This is a genomic window from Rufibacter sp. DG15C (assembly GCF_001577755.1).
GTDB lineage: Bacteria > Bacteroidota > Bacteroidia > Cytophagales > Hymenobacteraceae > Nibribacter.
The window spans coordinates 2,454,878-2,471,673 of sequence record NZ_CP010776.1 but is presented as its reverse complement, the minus strand read 5'-3'; the positions used below and the strand labels follow the sequence as shown (position 1 = coordinate 2,471,673).

The 16,796-nt window shown below is 49.2% G+C and carries 16 protein-coding genes; 12 read left to right on the top strand and 4 right to left on the bottom strand.

All coding sequences use genetic code 11. The features are described from left to right. Positions 1-99: 99 nt before the first annotated feature. The gene (locus tag TH61_RS10555; protein WP_066508959.1) at positions 100-591 is read right to left on the bottom strand and encodes a DUF6252 family protein; all 492 of its coding nucleotides are present in this window, start codon (positions 589-591) and stop codon (positions 100-102) included. Positions 592-918: 327 nt separating this feature from the next. Between TH61_RS10555 and TH61_RS17835 the strand changes: the two genes are divergently transcribed. The 5 genes from TH61_RS17835 to TH61_RS10530 all read left to right on the top strand — a co-directional run bounded on the left by TH61_RS17835 (position 919) and on the right by TH61_RS10530 (position 6,849). Next, positions 919-2,739: a sigma-70 family RNA polymerase sigma factor gene (locus TH61_RS17835; protein WP_071887831.1), complete on the top strand. Its 1,821-nt coding sequence runs from the start codon at positions 919-921 to the stop codon at positions 2,737-2,739. Between the two features lie 231 nt (positions 2,740-2,970). Then, entirely contained in the window at positions 2,971-4,071 is a 1,101-nt protein-coding gene (locus TH61_RS10545) for an Mrp/NBP35 family ATP-binding protein (protein ID WP_066508957.1), read from the top strand. Between the two features lie 4 nt (positions 4,072-4,075). Next, complete coding sequence (locus tag TH61_RS10540; RefSeq protein WP_066508956.1) at positions 4,076-4,354, top strand: NifU family protein; 279 nt, start codon at positions 4,076-4,078, stop codon at positions 4,352-4,354. A 214-nt stretch (positions 4,355-4,568) separates the two neighbouring features. Beyond that, the gene (fahA, locus tag TH61_RS10535) at positions 4,569-5,846 is read left to right on the top strand and encodes a fumarylacetoacetase (RefSeq protein WP_066508954.1); all 1,278 of its coding nucleotides are present in this window, start codon (positions 4,569-4,571) and stop codon (positions 5,844-5,846) included. 97 nt (positions 5,847-5,943) lie between these two features. Beyond that, positions 5,944-6,849 carry a flavin reductase family protein gene (locus tag TH61_RS10530; protein WP_066508952.1) on the top strand — a complete coding sequence of 302 codons (906 nt, stop codon included), beginning with the start codon at positions 5,944-5,946 and terminating at the stop codon, positions 6,847-6,849. 338 nt (positions 6,850-7,187) lie between these two features. On the opposite strand, the gene TH61_RS10525 is transcribed toward TH61_RS10530, so the two are convergent. The 3 genes from TH61_RS10525 to TH61_RS10515 are packed head-to-tail and all read right to left on the bottom strand — an operon-like array spanning position 7,188 to position 10,423. Then, positions 7,188-8,417, bottom strand: a complete 1,230-nt coding sequence (locus tag TH61_RS10525; RefSeq protein ID WP_066512782.1) for an alanine dehydrogenase — start codon at positions 8,415-8,417, stop codon at positions 7,188-7,190. Then, the gene (gene tsaE / locus TH61_RS10520; RefSeq protein WP_066508950.1) at positions 8,401-8,868 is read right to left on the bottom strand and encodes a tRNA (adenosine(37)-N6)-threonylcarbamoyltransferase complex ATPase subunit type 1 TsaE; all 468 of its coding nucleotides are present in this window, start codon (positions 8,866-8,868) and stop codon (positions 8,401-8,403) included. Before tsaE ends, TH61_RS10525 begins: the two co-directional genes overlap by 17 nt. After that, positions 8,861-10,423, bottom strand: coding sequence for a bifunctional response regulator/alkaline phosphatase family protein (locus TH61_RS10515; protein ID WP_066508947.1), 1,563 nt, complete (start codon positions 10,421-10,423; stop codon positions 8,861-8,863). The genes tsaE and TH61_RS10515 overlap by 8 nt, the downstream gene beginning before the upstream one ends. 135 nt (positions 10,424-10,558) lie before the next feature. Between TH61_RS10515 and TH61_RS10510 the strand changes: the two genes are divergently transcribed. From TH61_RS10510 to lpxD, 7 genes are all read left to right on the top strand, one after another. After that, a complete protein-coding gene (locus TH61_RS10510; RefSeq protein ID WP_066508946.1) occupies positions 10,559-11,791 on the top strand; it encodes an HD domain-containing protein in 1,233 nt (410 codons plus the stop codon). Positions 11,792-12,084: 293 nt separating this feature from the next. Continuing rightward, the gene (locus TH61_RS10505; RefSeq protein ID WP_066508945.1) at positions 12,085-12,417 is read left to right on the top strand and encodes a helix-turn-helix transcriptional regulator; all 333 of its coding nucleotides are present in this window, start codon (positions 12,085-12,087) and stop codon (positions 12,415-12,417) included. A gap of 128 nt (positions 12,418-12,545) precedes the next feature. Beyond that, positions 12,546-13,013, top strand: a complete 468-nt coding sequence (locus TH61_RS10500) for a DUF6428 family protein (protein ID WP_066508944.1) — start codon at positions 12,546-12,548, stop codon at positions 13,011-13,013. Positions 13,014-13,023: 10 nt separating this feature from the next. Next, on the top strand, positions 13,024-13,515 hold the full coding sequence (locus TH61_RS10495) for a GNAT family N-acetyltransferase (RefSeq protein ID WP_066508943.1): 492 nt from the start codon (positions 13,024-13,026) through the stop codon (positions 13,513-13,515). A 120-nt stretch (positions 13,516-13,635) separates the two neighbouring features. Beyond that, positions 13,636-14,415, top strand: coding sequence for a metallophosphoesterase (locus TH61_RS10490; RefSeq protein ID WP_066508941.1), 780 nt, complete (start codon positions 13,636-13,638; stop codon positions 14,413-14,415). 9 nt (positions 14,416-14,424) lie between these two features. After that, entirely contained in the window at positions 14,425-15,504 is a 1,080-nt protein-coding gene (gene arsB / locus TH61_RS10485; protein ID WP_066508938.1) for an ACR3 family arsenite efflux transporter, read from the top strand. A gap of 238 nt (positions 15,505-15,742) precedes the next feature. Beyond that, entirely contained in the window at positions 15,743-16,765 is a 1,023-nt protein-coding gene (lpxD, locus tag TH61_RS10480; protein WP_066508937.1) for a UDP-3-O-(3-hydroxymyristoyl)glucosamine N-acyltransferase, read from the top strand. Positions 16,766-16,796 lie beyond the last annotated feature (31 nt).

Here is a 16,796-nt window from a genome sequence, read left to right as displayed (position 1 = left end):
AGGATAAATAAAAAAAGCCAGCTACTGGAGCTGGCTACTAAAGAAATCGTTTTTGCCTTCTTTTCTGGAAAACAGATTAAAAACAGAATCAGCATGGTTTCAAATTTTATTGATCACCCCTTCAAATATGCCTTCTGTGATTTGAATTTCTTCTTGGTCTGGTGTGTCACTGTTCATATAAGACTTTTTCAAAGCACATTTAAAAGTACCTTTTACAAATTTGGTTTCTGGGTTAAATGCTGTCACCACTACCTCAGAAAAGGTACTTTGCCTGTCTAAGTCATAGTTGCTTCTAATAGACCCATCTTCATTCAATATATAATAGATGGCATCACCAGTGGACGGCAATTTATAGGTCCCTGTTCCCTTAAAGTCAATTTGTAGGCTCATCATCCCGTTCTTGGTATAAGCGCCAATAAATAAGGAATCTGCCCATGTTTCATCAATTAAACGCAGTCTAGAGGGTTTTTCCTGGGTCCAGACGATTGCGTTTTTCAAAACACTCTTGTCTGGGGCAGGGTCATCCTCTTTTCCGCAGGAGGATAGAACAACGGCACCTAACAGAGGCAATAAAAAGAAGAGCTTTTTCATAATACATTGAATTATAAATGAACTTGAATCTGACTGGATGAATGGTTTTAAGATTTTAGGCAGAACCCACTTCTGGAATTGGAAATAATTTTTTGAGAGGTGGCTCTATCTTACATTACGCCCAGAAAGAAAACTGCCGTTGCCTCAGAAATAAATAAATTTTACAGGCCACGCCAGCACTACACCTCTTCGTATTCTAGAATATAGCCCACTAAATAATTTCAAGAGCGAGGCTTTACCGGATTAGTTTTCAATTCTGAGTAGAATAAGAGAACTTTCCTATTTGCCCCTCTTGCTTAATTAAACTTCTCACCTCTACCCACACGCGTGTTTTTCAGGAAAAACAGCAAGACATTTAATTTATCTGACACGCTGGCCGGTTGCCTTAAAGGCAGGCAAAGCGATCAGAGAAAACTCTATGAACAATACTATAGCCTGGGCAAGAGTATATGCCTACGCTATGCGGCCAATCAAGAACAAGCCGAAGAAATGGTGAATGACGGGTTTCTGAGAATTTTGGAAAATCTGCACCAGTATGACTTTACCAGACCTTTTGAAGCCTGGTTTAGGACCGTGGTGGTGCGCACTAGTATTGACTATTATCGCAAGCACCAAAGCAAAGGCACGCATCTAGAATTAGAAGAAACCTTGGAGTTGGAATGGGACGATGACCTGTTAGAAAATATTTCGGCGAATGAGATCCTGAGTCTGGTACAACAGCTCCCCCCTGCTTACCGGGCAGTGTTCTCCCTCTTTGTGGTGGATGGCTTTAACCACGCCGAAATTGCCGAGATGCTGGGCATCAACGAAGGAACCTCCAGATCCAATTTGGCAAAAGCCCGCGCCAAAATGAACAATGGATTAAAATGTATTACCCTGAATACCGAAAAAGCCATGTCTAGCAAGCGCTTTGACCATCAGATAAAAAACAAGTTGGAGTCTGTGCAGCCGCCCTATATACCGGCGGCCTGGCAGAACTTTCAACAGTTACTACCTGTGCCTTGGCACATGGTGATCTTTCAAAAATACGCCGGTAGAATTTACAGCGGGGCGGCTACTATTGCCTTGATTACGCTGTTTTTCTTCTATGGACAGGAGCGTGAGCACAATCTGCACCTGCAGAAAGAAATTGCCAGGATGCGCCAGGATTCTTTCCGCCGTGATTCTTTACAAACTAATCTGGACATTGCTCAATTACCGCTTCCTGTAACCAATGGATCGGCACAAGACACATTGTATATCATCAAAAAAGTATTCCTGCAAAAGGAGAATGCACCTAATTTAACACATGGCAATTTGTTTGGTGTTTCTAACCTTAGAAGGGATGATAAAGAAAGTGCACATTCAGCTCAAAATCAAATAGGTAGATATACTATTTCTACCACTTTTGCACGAGAGCATGAGCGTTTGAACACTGAAAGAATTGCATCCACAGCAAACAATGAATTGCTAATAGACACCTCTTTGGTCCTAGCCTCTGCTTTACCCTTACAGGATTCTAATCAATCTCAAAGGGGCGACTCACTGTCTAATAACAACCAAAGGGATACTACTCAAATTAAGAAGGTGACATTTCCGGCCACTAGGTTGGGGGTGTCTGGGGGTGTAAATTCTAATAATGAAGTTACCTACGGCCCAAGCCTTGAATACTTTGTGGGTAAAAAAATAAGTATAGAAACAGGCATCCAATTTTCAAGAGGACTTACGGGCAACTTTGATAGTCTCTACAGATTTACTAGAGTCAAACCTGGAACGGACAGCACGTCCCTTATTAGATATGACAGCTTGGTTTCATTTAAGCAGTCTACTAAGATTTTCCGCCTGCCAATCCAGTTTAACTATTACCATACTTTCAACAACAACTTATCTATGTTTATAACGGCCGGCACGCATCTCCACTTGGCTGTGGCTCAGAAAATGAGTTTACATCAACGGTCTACAGAAGCAGTATTGGATCAGTTTGAAAGAACGGTCTCCCCAATAATCTTCAATAATGTGTTTATAGGTGCAGGGGTAGAATACAAATTCAGGAGCTTATCGCTACAGATTACTCCCTATTACCGGTACACATTCAAAACACCCTCTTATGAGCCAAGGCCTGCCAGAACCGGGGTGAACGTCAATATGAAGATTAACTTGACCCATTGACACTAGATAAATATTTTATGAGTATTTAAAGCTAATCTCTTGTAAGCATCTGAGCGAACATGGATTGTTTGTTAAATCATTTTTCACCTGTTTCCCAGAAAAAAGGCTAAAAATGAGGCAATAGACAAAAACACAGTTTCCTGCACGCTACTACAACTAAACCTTGCTTCTTAGCTTGGTAATGAGATAGTGTGTATCTTTGCAGAAGCGAAATTTAGCGCCCATATTCCTATGGCCATTACCAAAGAAGACGTATTAAAAGCCCTCAGTTATGTAGAGGAGCCAGACCTGGGAAAGGATTTGGTGACCCTGAACATGATTGAGGATGTAGCAATAGACGGCCTCAACGTGAGTTTCACCGTGATTCTCACCACGCCGGCCTGCCCCCTAAAAGACCTCATCCGGAACGCCTGCATCAGAGCCATCACCACCATGGTGGACCCAGCCGCCCAGGTGACCGTGAACATGACCTCCCGCGTGACCACAGCCCGCGTAGATACCACGGTATTGAAAGGCGTGAAGAACATTATTGCCGTGGCCTCGGGCAAAGGAGGCGTGGGCAAGTCTACCGTGACCGCCAACTTAGCTGTGGCCTTGGCCCAGTCGGGTGCGAAGGTAGGTTTGGTAGATGCTGATATCTCGGGTCCTTCTGTGCCGACCATGTTTGGCGTAGAAGATGCTCGCCCGGTAGTGTACCGCACGCCAGACGGCAAAAACTTGATTCAGCCTATTGAAAAATTTGGCATCAAGTTAATCTCTATTGGGTTCCTGACGCCGGCAGAACACGCGGTGGTTTGGCGCGGTCCTATGGCCAGCTCAGCCCTCAAGCAGTTCATCACTGAAGTGGAGTGGGGCGATTTGGATTATCTCTTGATTGACTTACCTCCGGGAACCAGTGACATTCACCTGACGTTGGTACAGACAGTACCGGTGACGGGCGCCATCATTGTGACCACGCCGCAGAAAGTAGCCATAGCCGATGCCGTGAAAGGTTTGCAGATGTTCAGACAGCCGCAGATCAACGTGCCGGTCTTGGGCTTGGTAGAGAACATGGCCTACTTCACCCCAGCTGAATTGCCAGACAACAGATACTATATCTTCGGGCAGGGCGGCGGACGTGATTTGGCAGAGCGCTACGGGGTTCCGTTTATTGGCGAGATTCCGTTGGTACAAAGCATTAGAGAGAACGGTGACGCGGGCACCCCGCAGATTCTGGAAGAAGGCTCACCGGCCACTGCGGTATTCAAGCAGGTAGCCGAGGAAGTAGCCCGCCAGATTTCTGTTAGAAACGCCAGCTTGGCCAGAACTCAGGTAGTAGAAATTAAAGCGTAAGAAAATGGCAGAGAGCGCATTGAATGAGATATTGCTTCTTCAGGTAGAGCAGGCTTTGGACTCCATCCGTCCATACTTGAAAACAGACGGCGGCGACGTGAAGGTACTGGAAATCACCGAGGAGAAGATTGTGCAGTTGGAGTTGGTGGGCGCCTGCGGCACCTGTCCTATGTCTGCCATGACCTTTAAAGGCGGCATTGAGCAAGCCATCATGAAAGCCGTTCCTGAGATTAAAGGAGTGGTGGCCGTAAACCTGACGCCTATCTCTGAGAGCTTCGTGTAAGGTTTCTGAGTTAGAATTTCAACCATAGAAATACGCCCGCGGCGTGTTCAGGAATATAATGTCCTGAACACGCCGCGGGTTTTCAGTTTTTGGCCTGTTTATTAGAAAAGAGGCCAAAAACGACTCACTCCGGAAAATCCCTACTCATTCTGTGTAAACTTCTGAATTGTCGGGAAGGTCGCTATCTTTGTTTACCAACCTATGTCATGATTGTATGATTAGAGCCAACGACCCATCCCTACATTCCTGGATTCAGATTGCGCCAGAGAGTGACTTTCAGATACAGAACCTCCCTTTCGGCATTTTCCAGACCGAGGACCGTGACCCGCGCGTTGGCGTGGCCATTGGCGACTACGTGCTGGACGTGTATGTATTGACCCAGCACGGCCTGTTTGACATGCTGGATGTGGAGGACCCCACCGTTTTCCATAGGCTGTACCTCAATGAGTTCATTGCCTTGGGCCGTCCCATCTGGCGCCAGGTACGGGACCGCATCTCTGAGCTGTTGCGAAATGACAACCCAGAAATTAGAGACAACCGCGAATTAATGGCCGAGTGCCTGGTAAAGCAGAAGGATACCCAGATGCTGATGCCGGTGAAGGTACCCAACTACACAGATTTTTATTCCAGCATGGAACATGCCACTAACGTGGGCACCATGTTTAGAGACCCGGCCAACGCCTTGTTGCCCAACTGGAAACACCTGCCCGTGGGCTACCATGGCCGGGCCTCGTCCATCATCCCGTCTGGGGTGCCGGTGCGCCGCCCCAAAGGACAGACCAAACCCGCCGATGCGCCCGCTCCTATCTTCGGGCCCACCAAACAGCTTGATTTTGAGTTGGAGGTAGCCTTCATCACAGGCAAAGCCACTGAACTGGGCTCCAGCATTACCACGCTAGAGGCCGAGGAGCATATCTTTGGCATGGTGTTGTTCAATGACTGGTCTGCCCGGGATATTCAAAGCTGGGAATATGTACCCTTGGGACCGTTTCTGGCCAAGAACTTCGCGTCTTCTATCTCCCCGTGGGTAGTGACGCTAGATGCCTTGGAGCCCTTCAGGGTACCGGGGCCGGTGCAGGACCCGCCGGTATTGCCTTACCTGGAGTACAGCGGTGAAAAGAACCTGGACATCCAGCTGGAAGTGACCCTCAAGTCGGCTACGATGGCGCAGGAGGCCGTGATTTGCCGTTCTAACTACAAGTACATGTACTGGAACATGAACCAGCAGCTGGCGCACCACACCATCAATGGCTGTAACCTGGAGGTGGGCGACATGTACGCCTCGGGCACCATCTCAGGCCCTACGCCAGACTCCTACGGCTCCATGCTGGAACTGACCTGGCGCGGCACCAAACCCCTAACACTGCCGGACGGCTCTGAGCGCAAGTTCATCCATGACGGTGACACCATCACCATGCGGGGCCACGCCGAGAAAAATGGCGTGCGCGTGGGCTTCGGGGAAGTAAAAGCTAAGATTCTTCCTGCTATTTAATTGATTTGAAAATTTGAAGATGTGGAGATTTGGAATTGACTTTCCTCCTTTACACATCTCCAAATTCTCAAATCTCCACATCTTCAAATAATAGAAAGTGAAAGTTTTTTACCCGAAAGAGATTTCTACTGGTGAGTTTCATGCCTTGATGTTGGGTGCCATTGCACCCCGGCCCATCGCGTTTGCCAGCACCGTAGACAAAGAAGGAAACGTGAACCTGAGCCCGTTCAGCTTCTTCAACTGCTTCGGGTCCAATCCGCCGGTGCTCATCTTCTCCCCTGCCCGCCGCGTGCGCGACAACTCTGGCAAGCACACGCTGGACAACGTGCTGGAAACCGGCGAGGTGGTCATCAACATCTGCAACTACTCCATTGTGGAGCAGATGTCCCTGGCCTCTACTGAGTATGACCGCGGGGTCAACGAATTCACTAAGTCGGGCCTGACGCCGGTGGCTTCTACCTTAATTGCCCCTCCCCGCGTGGCCGAGGCGCCTGCGGCCTTTGAGTGCAAAGTGCTGGAGGTGAAACCCATTGGCGACAAGGGCGGCGCGGCCAATTTGGTCATTTGCGAGGCGGTGTTGCTGCACGTGAATGAGAACATCCTGGGCCCAGACGGTAAGAAAATTGACCCATTCAAGCTGGACGCCGTGGCTAGACTAGGCGGTGACTGGTACCTGCGCGCCAACGGGGACTGCCTTTTTGAACTGCCTAAGCCCTTGCAGTCCAAAGGCATGGGCATTGACCAACTGCCCGCCCACATCCGGACCAGCACAGTCCTAACTGGCAACAACCTGGCCCGCCTTGGCAACACCGAAGCCATGCCCACGCCAGAAGAACTGCAGGCCTACGAACATGAGCCCATGCTCCGCTACATGCTGCAAACCCACGCCCAGGACCCGCAGGAACAGGAGCGCCAACTGCACCTCTTCGCACAGAAACTATTGGAGGAAGGACGCGTGCAAGATGCCTGGAAGGTGTTGCTTTTGGCCCAGCCGAAAGGGTAACCAACCTTCCGTTTTTGGCTTATTTTCTGGGAAACAGGCTGAAAATGGCTAATTGTTGACTGTCAATTGTTGTTTGGAAAAAGTCACTGATTACTTATTGGACCAGTGTCTACTAGTGTTTGCACAAAGCTTGTGGCCGCAATGCGTAAGAGACAAGGCGGTGCCTGATCTCAACATCCTTTGCAAAATCAATCCGCACTAATCTTGTTCCTCAAGGCGATGAGCCTTAAACCAAGAGGTCCGTTTTTGGCCTGTTTCCATGGAAACAGGCCAAAAACGGACCTCTACTATTTTACTTTAAATCCTGAAAATCGAGATAAATCCAGAAAAACCTGCTCCTAGTTTCGCACGGCGATCATCAGGCTCAACTCCTTGTAACGCATGTTGAATTTCTTGGCGATGGCGGCGTTGGTGAGGCTCCCTTTGTAGATGTAGACCCCGCTGCGGTAATGCTCATGCGTGAACAATACTTCATTGATGCCGCCGTGCTTGGAAATCTCCAGGAACATGGGCGTGAAGATGTTGCTCAGCGCTTTGGTGGCGGTGCGGGGCACGCGCGATGGAATGTTGGGCACGCAGTAATGAATCACGTCATATTTGCGGTAAACCGGCCTATTGTGGGTGGTCATCTCTGAAGTTTCAAAACAGCCGCCTTCGTCAATGCTCACGTCAATAATCACCGAGCCGGGCGTCATCTTGGCCACTACTTCTTCGGCGATCATGCAGGGCACCTGGCCTTCCTCAGCGGTGACAGCGCCAATGACCACGTCTGCGTCCTGTATCTCTTTGTGTAAGATGGTATTGTCTAGCGTGGAGGTGAAAATCTGGGCGCCTACGTTGTGCTTGAGCCTTCTCAGCTTATAAAGATGGTTGTCAAACACCTTTACCTCGGCCCCGAGACCTAGGGCGGCGCGGGTGGCGTATTCGGCCACAGTGCCGGCTCCAATGATGACCACCTTGGACGGAGGCACGCCCGTGATACCGCCCAGTATGACGCCTTTTCCTTCTTTCCCGCTGCTCAGGTACTCGGCGGCAATAAGCATGACGGTACTGCCGGCAATCTCGCTCATGGCCCGCACTACAGGTCTGGACTCAGATTTGTCTTTGAGGAGCTCAAAGGAGATGGCGCTTATTTTCTTACGGGAGAGCGCCCCAATATATTCAGAAGTAAGGCTGCCAATCTGCAAGGCAGAAATGAGCGTCTGACCTGGCCTGAAGAGTTCTATTTCATCTAAGGTGGGCGGAGCAATCTTTAGGACGATGTCTGCCTCATAGACTTCCTTGGTGGAGTATACTATTTGAGCGCCAGCCTCAGAGAATTCATGGTCAGAGTATTTAGAAGGCCCACCGGCGCCAGATTCTATCCAGATTTCATGACCGTGGTCTACCAATTGCTTTACAGACTCTGGGGTAAGGCCAATGCGGTTCTCTTGCAGAGAAGATTCCTTTGGGATGCCAATGAACAGGTTGCGCTTGCGCGTCTCCACGGCCAGCATGGATTCCTTGGGCATTAGGCTACGGGCGGTGGCCTTGGTCAGGGCCTCAAACCCGTTAGAACTTTCCGTCATTTCCTCCATAAGCTCTCATTTGTATGATTCGCGCTTCTTCCTGCGGACCGGGTGTAATAGTTACTAGAACACCCTCCTCTGGCAGCAGGTTCTCAATTTTTGAGGGCCACTCTATGAGGCACAGGTTGTCAGAATGAAAATATTCCAGCACCCCAATGTCCAGAGCCTCAGCGGGGTCGTCAATCCGATAAAAATCGAAATGATAGATGACCTCGCCGCGGGCGGCCTCATACTCATTGACCAAGGCAAATGTGGGACTGCTTACGTGTTCTTGCACGCCTTTGGCCGCACATATCGCCTTGATAAACGTGGTTTTACCCGCCGCCATCTCGCCTTCAAACAAAATTATTCTTTTTTGACCGATAAATGCCAAAAAATCAGCAGCGGCCTGGGGCAATTCTGCTTTAGAGGAAATCTGTAAGGTGCGTTCCTGCACCAGTGGGTCAGGCATTTTTAGAGCTAAGGGTAACAAATGGAATAATGGTTTCTTCTAAAGAGACGCCGCCGTGCTGGAACGTGTCTTTGTAATAATTGACGTAGTAGTTGTAGTTGTTGGGGTAGGCGAAGAAGTCGTCGTTCATGGCAAACACGTACGCCGTAGACACATTGGCCTTGGGCAGATGGAAGCGCTCAGGCTTGCGGCATACTAGCACGTCCTTCTCTGTAAAGCCTAGGTTCTTGCCGTGTTTGTAACGCAGGTTGGTGTTGGTGTTGCGGTCACCAATGATTTTGAACGGCTTTTTCACGCGCACCGTGCCGTGGTCTGTGGTGATAATCAGGCGACCCTTCTTCTCTGCAATGGCTTTTAAGGTATCAAACAGCGGCGAGTGCATGAACCATGAACGCGTTAAGGAGCGGTAGGCGGCCTCATCGGCGGCTAGTTCTCTAATCATCTGCATGTCTGTGCGCGCATGTGAGAGCATGTCTACGAAGTTGTAGACGATCACGTTGAGTTTGTTAGACTCCAGGTTGCTCATCTTGGCCACTAATTCCTTACCAGCCGTAATGTTGGTGATCTTGTTGTAGCTGAACTTCTCTTTGATGTTGTTCTGCTGCAGCTGTATCTCTAGGAAATCTTCTTCGTGCATGTTCTTGCCTTCCTCCTCGTCGTCTGACACCCACAGGTTGGGGTATTTCTTGGCGATTTCTGCCGGAAGCATGCCTGAGAAGATGGCGTTACGTGCGTAGGCGGTGGTGGTAGGCAGAATGGAGTAGTACATCTCCTCGTTCTCCACGTTGAAATAGTCCGTGATGATGGGCTCCAAAACCTTCCATTGGTCATAGCGCAGGTTGTCAATCAGGACAAAGTAGATGGGCGTATCGCTTTCCTTCATCATCGGGAAGACGCGGTCTTTGAAAAGCTTATGGCTCATCAACGGAATTTCATCCGTCTCATCGTTCACCCACTCCTCATAGTTGTCCATGATGAACTTGGCGAAGTTGGTATTGGCCTCGTCCTTCTGCATGTTGATCACGTCGGCCATGCTTTTGCCCTCGGTCTCAGCAATTTCCAGTTCCCAGTACACCAGTTTCTTGTAGACATCGGCCCACTCCTGGTAATTGAGACGCTCACCAAACGCCATGCCCAGCATCCTGAAATCGCGCTGATAGGAACTGTTGGTTTTCTCCTCTACCAGACGGCGGTTGTCCAGGATCCGCTTCACTGAAAGCAGGATTTGGTTAGGGTTGATGGGCTTGATGAGGTAGTCGGCAATCTTAGAACCGATGGCCTCTTCCATGATGTGCTCTTCCTCGCTTTTGGTGATCATGACCACCGGCAACAAAGGACGCAGGGATTTGATCTCGGAGAGTGCCTCCAAACCAGAGATGCCCGGCATGTTCTCATCCAGGAAAACAATGTCGAAGTTCTGTTCCTGCACCTTCTCTATGGCATCAGCGCCGCTGTTCACGGGCGTGACGTCATAGCCGCGTTCTTCTAAAAAGAGAATATGAGGCTTGAGCAAGTCAATCTCATCATCCGCCCACAAAATAGTATATCTTTGCATGGCTATATTTTTTTCATAGTTAGTGTTGGCTGGGGGATTGTGCGGCACGCAAAACGCCTCCTTTTAGAGGGTTCTTCCGTATAAATCGCACAACTATACAATTACCGACAACGGACACAGAAGAACTTAGTTATCTTGAATAAGAAAAAAATCTTCAACGACCCAGTCTACGGCTTCATCACGGTCCCCTCTGAGCTGCTGTTTGACATCATCCAACACCCGTACTTTCAGCGCCTTAGACGCATCAAGCAATTAGGCCTCACTGAGTTTGTGTACCCTGGGGCCTTGCATACACGGTTCCATCATGCCTTGGGGGCCATGCACTTGATGAGCATTGCCATCCAGAGCCTGAGCGGTAAAGATAACCGTATTTCTGACAAGGAATGTGAGGCCTCTATGGCGGCCATTCTCCTGCATGACGTGGGCCACGGTCCGTTTTCACATGCTCTGGAGCATGCTATTTTTGACCAGGTGCCGCATGAGCAGATTTCACTGCACATCATGCAACTGCTCAATGAGGAGTTTGATGGCAAGCTGCAACTGGCTATTGATATCTTCACTGACAGTTACGAGCGTCACTTCTTCCACCAACTCGTGTCCAGCCAACTGGACGTAGACCGCCTGGATTACTTGAACCGAGACTCTTTCTATACGGGTGTGTCTGAGGGTTTGATTGGCGCCGACCGTCTATTAAAAATGCTCAACGTAGCCGAGGACCAGCTGGTGGTGGAGGAGAAAGGCATCTATTCCATTGAAAGCTTCTTGGTAAGCCGCCGCCTCATGTATTGGCAGGTGTACATGCACAAAACCGTCACCAGCGCAGAGCAGATGGTCATGAAAGTAATGCAACGCGCCCGCGAACTGACCCAACAAGGCGTGCCCGTTCCTGCCAGCCCGGCTTTGACCTTCTTTTTGCATGAGTCTTTGTCCATTTTGGACTTTGAGCGCGACCCAAGCATCCTCAAGAAGTTTATCGCTTTGGATGACTATGACATTTGGGGCGGCATCAAAACCTGGGCCGAGCACCCGGACAAGATTCTAAGCTACCTCTCTGTTTGCCTCTTAGAGCGGAAGCTGTTCAAAATCATCCTGTCCCCCACTCCGTTTGAGATTGAGTTCTTGGAAGGTGTGCGTGAACTGGCCCAAGAGCAGTTTAACGTGGCACCGCAGGATGTGCATTACTTGGTAGTAACCGGCAAAATAAGCAACAACGCCTATGAATCGGGTGGTGAGAATATCAACGTACTCACCAAACAAAGCCAGATTGTGGACGTGGCCCAGGCCTCTGACCTGCCCAACATACAGGCCCTAAGCAGGAAAGTGGAGAAATATTACGTCTGCTACCCGAAGGAGATTGCCAGTCTATAGGATTTAACTCATGGCTTACGCTTATGGTAGAAGTAAGCCATTGGTAGTTCTGGCGCACCATCACCGTTTTTGGCCTGTTTTCCAGAAAATACCCCAAAAACGGAAAGGCTAGAGCATGCTTCTACCAAGTGTAAAGCTCCCATGCTTGTAATCCTTTCTACCAAAGACGGCAGCCGCATATTGGTGTTTTCAGCTACCCACCAGAAAAACTCTCAAAAAATATTGGGAGTTTTTTTATGCGAATTGAAACATTAATCGTATCATTGCGATATAGTAATCAAAGACAGAGAATCATGGGCGTAACCAAGACACAGAATTTTACCGAAGAGCAGAACACCGTGGCCATGTATGCGAAGGCCCTGGCGCACCCTGCTCGGGTGGCTATTCTTCAGCACTTGCTACATCGTACCACTTGTGTTTGCGGGGACTTGGTTGAGGTTTTGCCATTGGCGCAGGCCACCGTCTCTCAGCACTTGAAAGAACTAAAGGCTATTGGCTTGATTGATGGCACCGTAGAAGGCACCAGCGTTTGCTACTGCATCAACAAACACAAATGGGAAGAGGTACGGGATATGTTCCTAAACATGTTTGCTTCCCCAGTGGCTTGTGGCCAGCAATGTTGCTGACCTTTTTTTGGCTTCATTTATCGTAATATTGCAATAATATAAACAAGCAATTAGAGTCGGTAGCATCTTTTAGATTTCAACAATTACAGCTTAGAAATATTTTTAACTAACTTTTAACCCTTACTACTATGAAACTTTCAGAAGTAAAAAGAATTTTGGAAACTGCTGAGTCAGTGGATTTCGGTTTAGAAAATGGCAAAATGGTGCCTGAGCACTTTCACGTGACTGAGGTGGGCGTAATCACCAAACATTTTATTGATTGTGGCGGCACCGTGCGCCATGAGAAAGTGGCCAACTTCCAGCTTTGGGACGCCGATGACTATGAGCACCGCCTGAAACCAGGAAAACTCCTCAACATTATCAGCCTCTCAGAGAAGACTTTGGGCATGGAGGATCTGGAAATTGAGGTGGAGTACCAAAGTGACACCATCGGGAAGTATGATCTAGGCTTTGACGGCAAGAAATTCATGCTTCTTTCCAAAACCACTACTTGCCTGGCCCAGGACAATTGCGGTATTCCGGCAGAGAAAATCAAACTTAACTTAGCCACTGTGGGCGCTGGTAACGCGTGCGCTCCGGGCTCTGGCTGTTGCTAACCTTGTTTCTATGGTCATTGAGGACATGCTGCCCCAGCATTGGGCAGAAGTAAAACAGATTTACCTGGATGGCATTGCCACAGGCCAAGCCACCTTTAATACAGACGCCCCTTCCTGGGAGGAATGGGATAAGGCGCACCTAACCACCTGCAGATTTGTAGCCCTGGATGGAGACAAAGTCTGTGGGTGGGCGGCCCTGACACCTGTCTCCAGCCGGTGTGTCTATGGTGGCGTAGCCGAAGAGAGCGTCTACATTGCCCAAGACTGCCGTGGCATGGGGCTGGGCCTTCAGCTATTGAGTCACTTGATTACAGAATCTGAGAAGGCGGGATTCTGGACCTTACAGGCGGGCATCTTCCCAGAAAACGAGGCCAGCGTCAAACTGCATGAGAAAGTGGGTTTCAGGATTGTGGGTACCCGTCAACGGTTGGCCAAGCATTACGGCGTCTGGCGTGATGTGTACCTACTGGAACGTCGCAGTTCTACTGTTGGGCTTGACTAGCTCTGCCTCTGCCTTACCTAAGCACAGAGAATGCACTTTGGCGTTCCCTGTGCTTTTGCCTGTAAAATAACTGCCTAAAGTAATACCTTTAAATCAACGTTACCCTTCTCCCTCTATTCTATGAGAATTGCCTTGTTTAGTGACATTCACGCCAATCTTCCAGCCTTGGAGGCGGTATTGGCAGACATGGACCAGCAGAATTTAGACGCCATCTATTGCCTAGGTGATTTGGTGGGTTACTGTACCTGGCCCAATGAGGTAGTCGCTGAGATTAGAAAACGAAAAATCCCCACTATTGCGGGCAATTATGACGAGGGCGTGGGCTTGGCTAGTCCTAACTGCGGTTGCGCCTACAAATCTGACATGGAGAAAGACCTGGGTCAACAGTCCATTGACTACACCAACCATGTGGTCACTGAGGAGACGCGTCAGTACTTGCGCATGCTTCCAAGGCACCTCAGGCTCACTTTCATGGATGACTCTAAACAGGAGAACAAGATAGAGGTCCTCCTAGTACATGGCAGCCCACGCAAAATCAACGAGTATCTTTTTGAGGACCGCCCCGACAAAAGCTTCCTGCACATGTTCGCAGAGGCCGGGGCAGACATCCTGTTCTTCGGGCATACGCACAAGCCCTATCATCGCGCCATTGCTTATGAGCAGGAGGGCCAGACCCGTTACCGGCATGCCATCAACATTGGGTCAGTGGGCAAACCCAAGGACGGAGACCCACGCGCCGGGTACGTGATTGTAGAGCTGACGCCAGAATCTAACTTAACTCAGCTAAACAGCATCAAGGTAGAGTTTATTCGCGTGGACTATGACGTGGAGAAAGCGGCGCAGGCCGTAGAAGCCAGCCCGCTGCCCAATGAATTTGCCACTATGCTAAGAACCGCTTAAGCCCAGAACATGAGTCAATGCAACGTAGACAAAAGAAAGAAGCTTTCTAGATTAGACCAGTTCCTCACGCTTTGGATTTTCCTGGCCATGGGCGCGGGCGTCCTGCTGGGGTATGTATACCCGGGAATAGAAGACGTCATTAACACGTTTCAAACGGGCACGGTAAATGTGCCCATTGCCATTGGCCTCATCTTAATGATGTACCCGCCCTTGGCTAAAGTACGCTACGGTCAGCTAGGCAAAGTCTTCCAAAACATCAAAGTCATCACGCTTTCCCTGGTTTTGAACTGGATAATCGGGCCGATTCTGATGTTCCTGCTGGCCATCGTTTTTTTAAGAGACTACCCTGAGTACATGGTGGGTATCATTCTCATTGGCTTGGCCCGCTGTATTGCCATGGTGCTGGTCTGGAATGAACTGGCCGAGGGAGACCGCGAATACGCAGCCGGACTGGTGGCCTTCAACAGCATTTTTCAGGTGCTGTTTTACAGTGTCTTCGCCTATGTATTCATTACCGTCTTGCCCACCTGGTTTGGTCTGGAGGGGAAAATAGTGGACATCAGTATGGGAGCCATCGCGCAAAGTGTGGGCATCTATCTGGGCATCCCGTTTTTGATGGGCTTTCTGTCTAGTCTGATTCTTCGCCGACTTAAAGGAGATGCATGGTACCAGCAGGTTTTTATTCCGGCCATTAGCCCCATCACGCTCATTTCCCTGCTGTTCACCATTGTGGTTATGTTCAGCTTAAAGGGTAATTTGATTGTGACGATTCCCATGGATGTGATCAGGATTGCCATTCCGCTGGTCATTTACTTTGTCATCATGTTTGTAGTGAGCATTTACATGGGCAAGGCTCTGGGTGCTAACTACGCGCAGAACGCATCAGTCGCCTTCACGGCTACGGGCAATAACTTTGAACTGGCCATTGCAGTGGCCATTGGCGTGTTTGGGTTGAATTCTGGTCAGGCCTTTGCCGGGGTGGTGGGTCCGCTCATTGAAGTGCCAGCTTTGATTGCCTTGGTGAATTTGGCCTACTGGTTCAAGCGTAAGTACTACCGAAACACTGCAGAAGCAACTCCTATTACTTAGATGTACTACTTGGCCACCAGCGCCTACCACTGATTCTTGAATACTCCTAAACAAAGCACTCCGGCAGGAGTTAAATTACTATTCAGTGAAAAATGGATACCTATTGCTAGGTAATTCCTTTACAAAGAACCTGCTACCTCCTACAGAGCAGGCTTTTTTGTGTCTGCCTTTAGAGAAGACACCATAGCCGGGTAGTCTGGGCCAAGCATAAAATAAATTGTTTCTTTAACTTTACACCATGGAATTCACAGTACAACAGATCGCTGATTTACTCCAGGGCCAGGTGCAGGGAGACTGTCAGGCCACGGTAAACAGACTTGCCAAGATTGAAGAGGGCACTCCTGGGTCGCTATCGTTCTTATCCAACCCCAAATACGAGCACTTTCTGTACAACACGGGCGCCTCGGCGGTAATTGTGTCTAAGACCTTAGAGCTAAAGCAAGCCGTTTCTACCAACCTCATTTTGGTAGACGATCCGTACAGTGCCTTCTCTACCCTGTTAGAAGTATACCAGCAAGCCTTGGCCTCTATGCGCGAAGGTGTGGAAGAACCTTGTTTCTTAGGCGAGAATTCCAGCATTGGTCCTAACCATTACCGCGGTGCCTTCTCTTACATTGGCAAGAACTGTAAAATTGGGAAAAACGTCCATATTTACCCGCACGCCTATATTGGGGACAGCGTCACCATTGGCGACAACACCGTTATTTACGCCGGGGTAAAGATTTACCCAGACACCGTAATTGGTAGTTCTTGCACTATTCATGCCGGCGCCGTTTTAGGGAGTGACGGCTTTGGTTTTGCTCCTCAGAAAGACGGCAGCTACAAAACCATCCCGCAGATAGGCAACGTGGTGATAGAAGACCATGTGAGCATTGGCGCAAATACTACCGTGGACTGCGCCACCATGGGCTCCACCATTATCAGGACTGGCACTAAGATTGACAACCTAGTACAAGTAGCCCATAACGTGGAAATTGGCAGACATACTGTGGTAGCCGCCCAGACGGCTTTTGCCGGTTCCTCTAAAGTGGGTAATTACTGCACCATTGCCGGCCAGGTAGGTGTGGTGGGCCACGTGAGCATAGCCGACAGAACCATTGTAGGCGCTAAATCTGGCATCTCTAAAAACATCAAAGAAGAAGGTACTTTTGTGCAGGGAGCACCCGCTTTTGACTATAAACAGAACCTGCGGGCCATGGCTGTTTTCCGGAAACTACCTGAGCTACAGAAACAGGTAGATGAACTCAGAGAAAAGCGTTAACTTTGACGCCTCTTTACCTATTTAGTGCCGC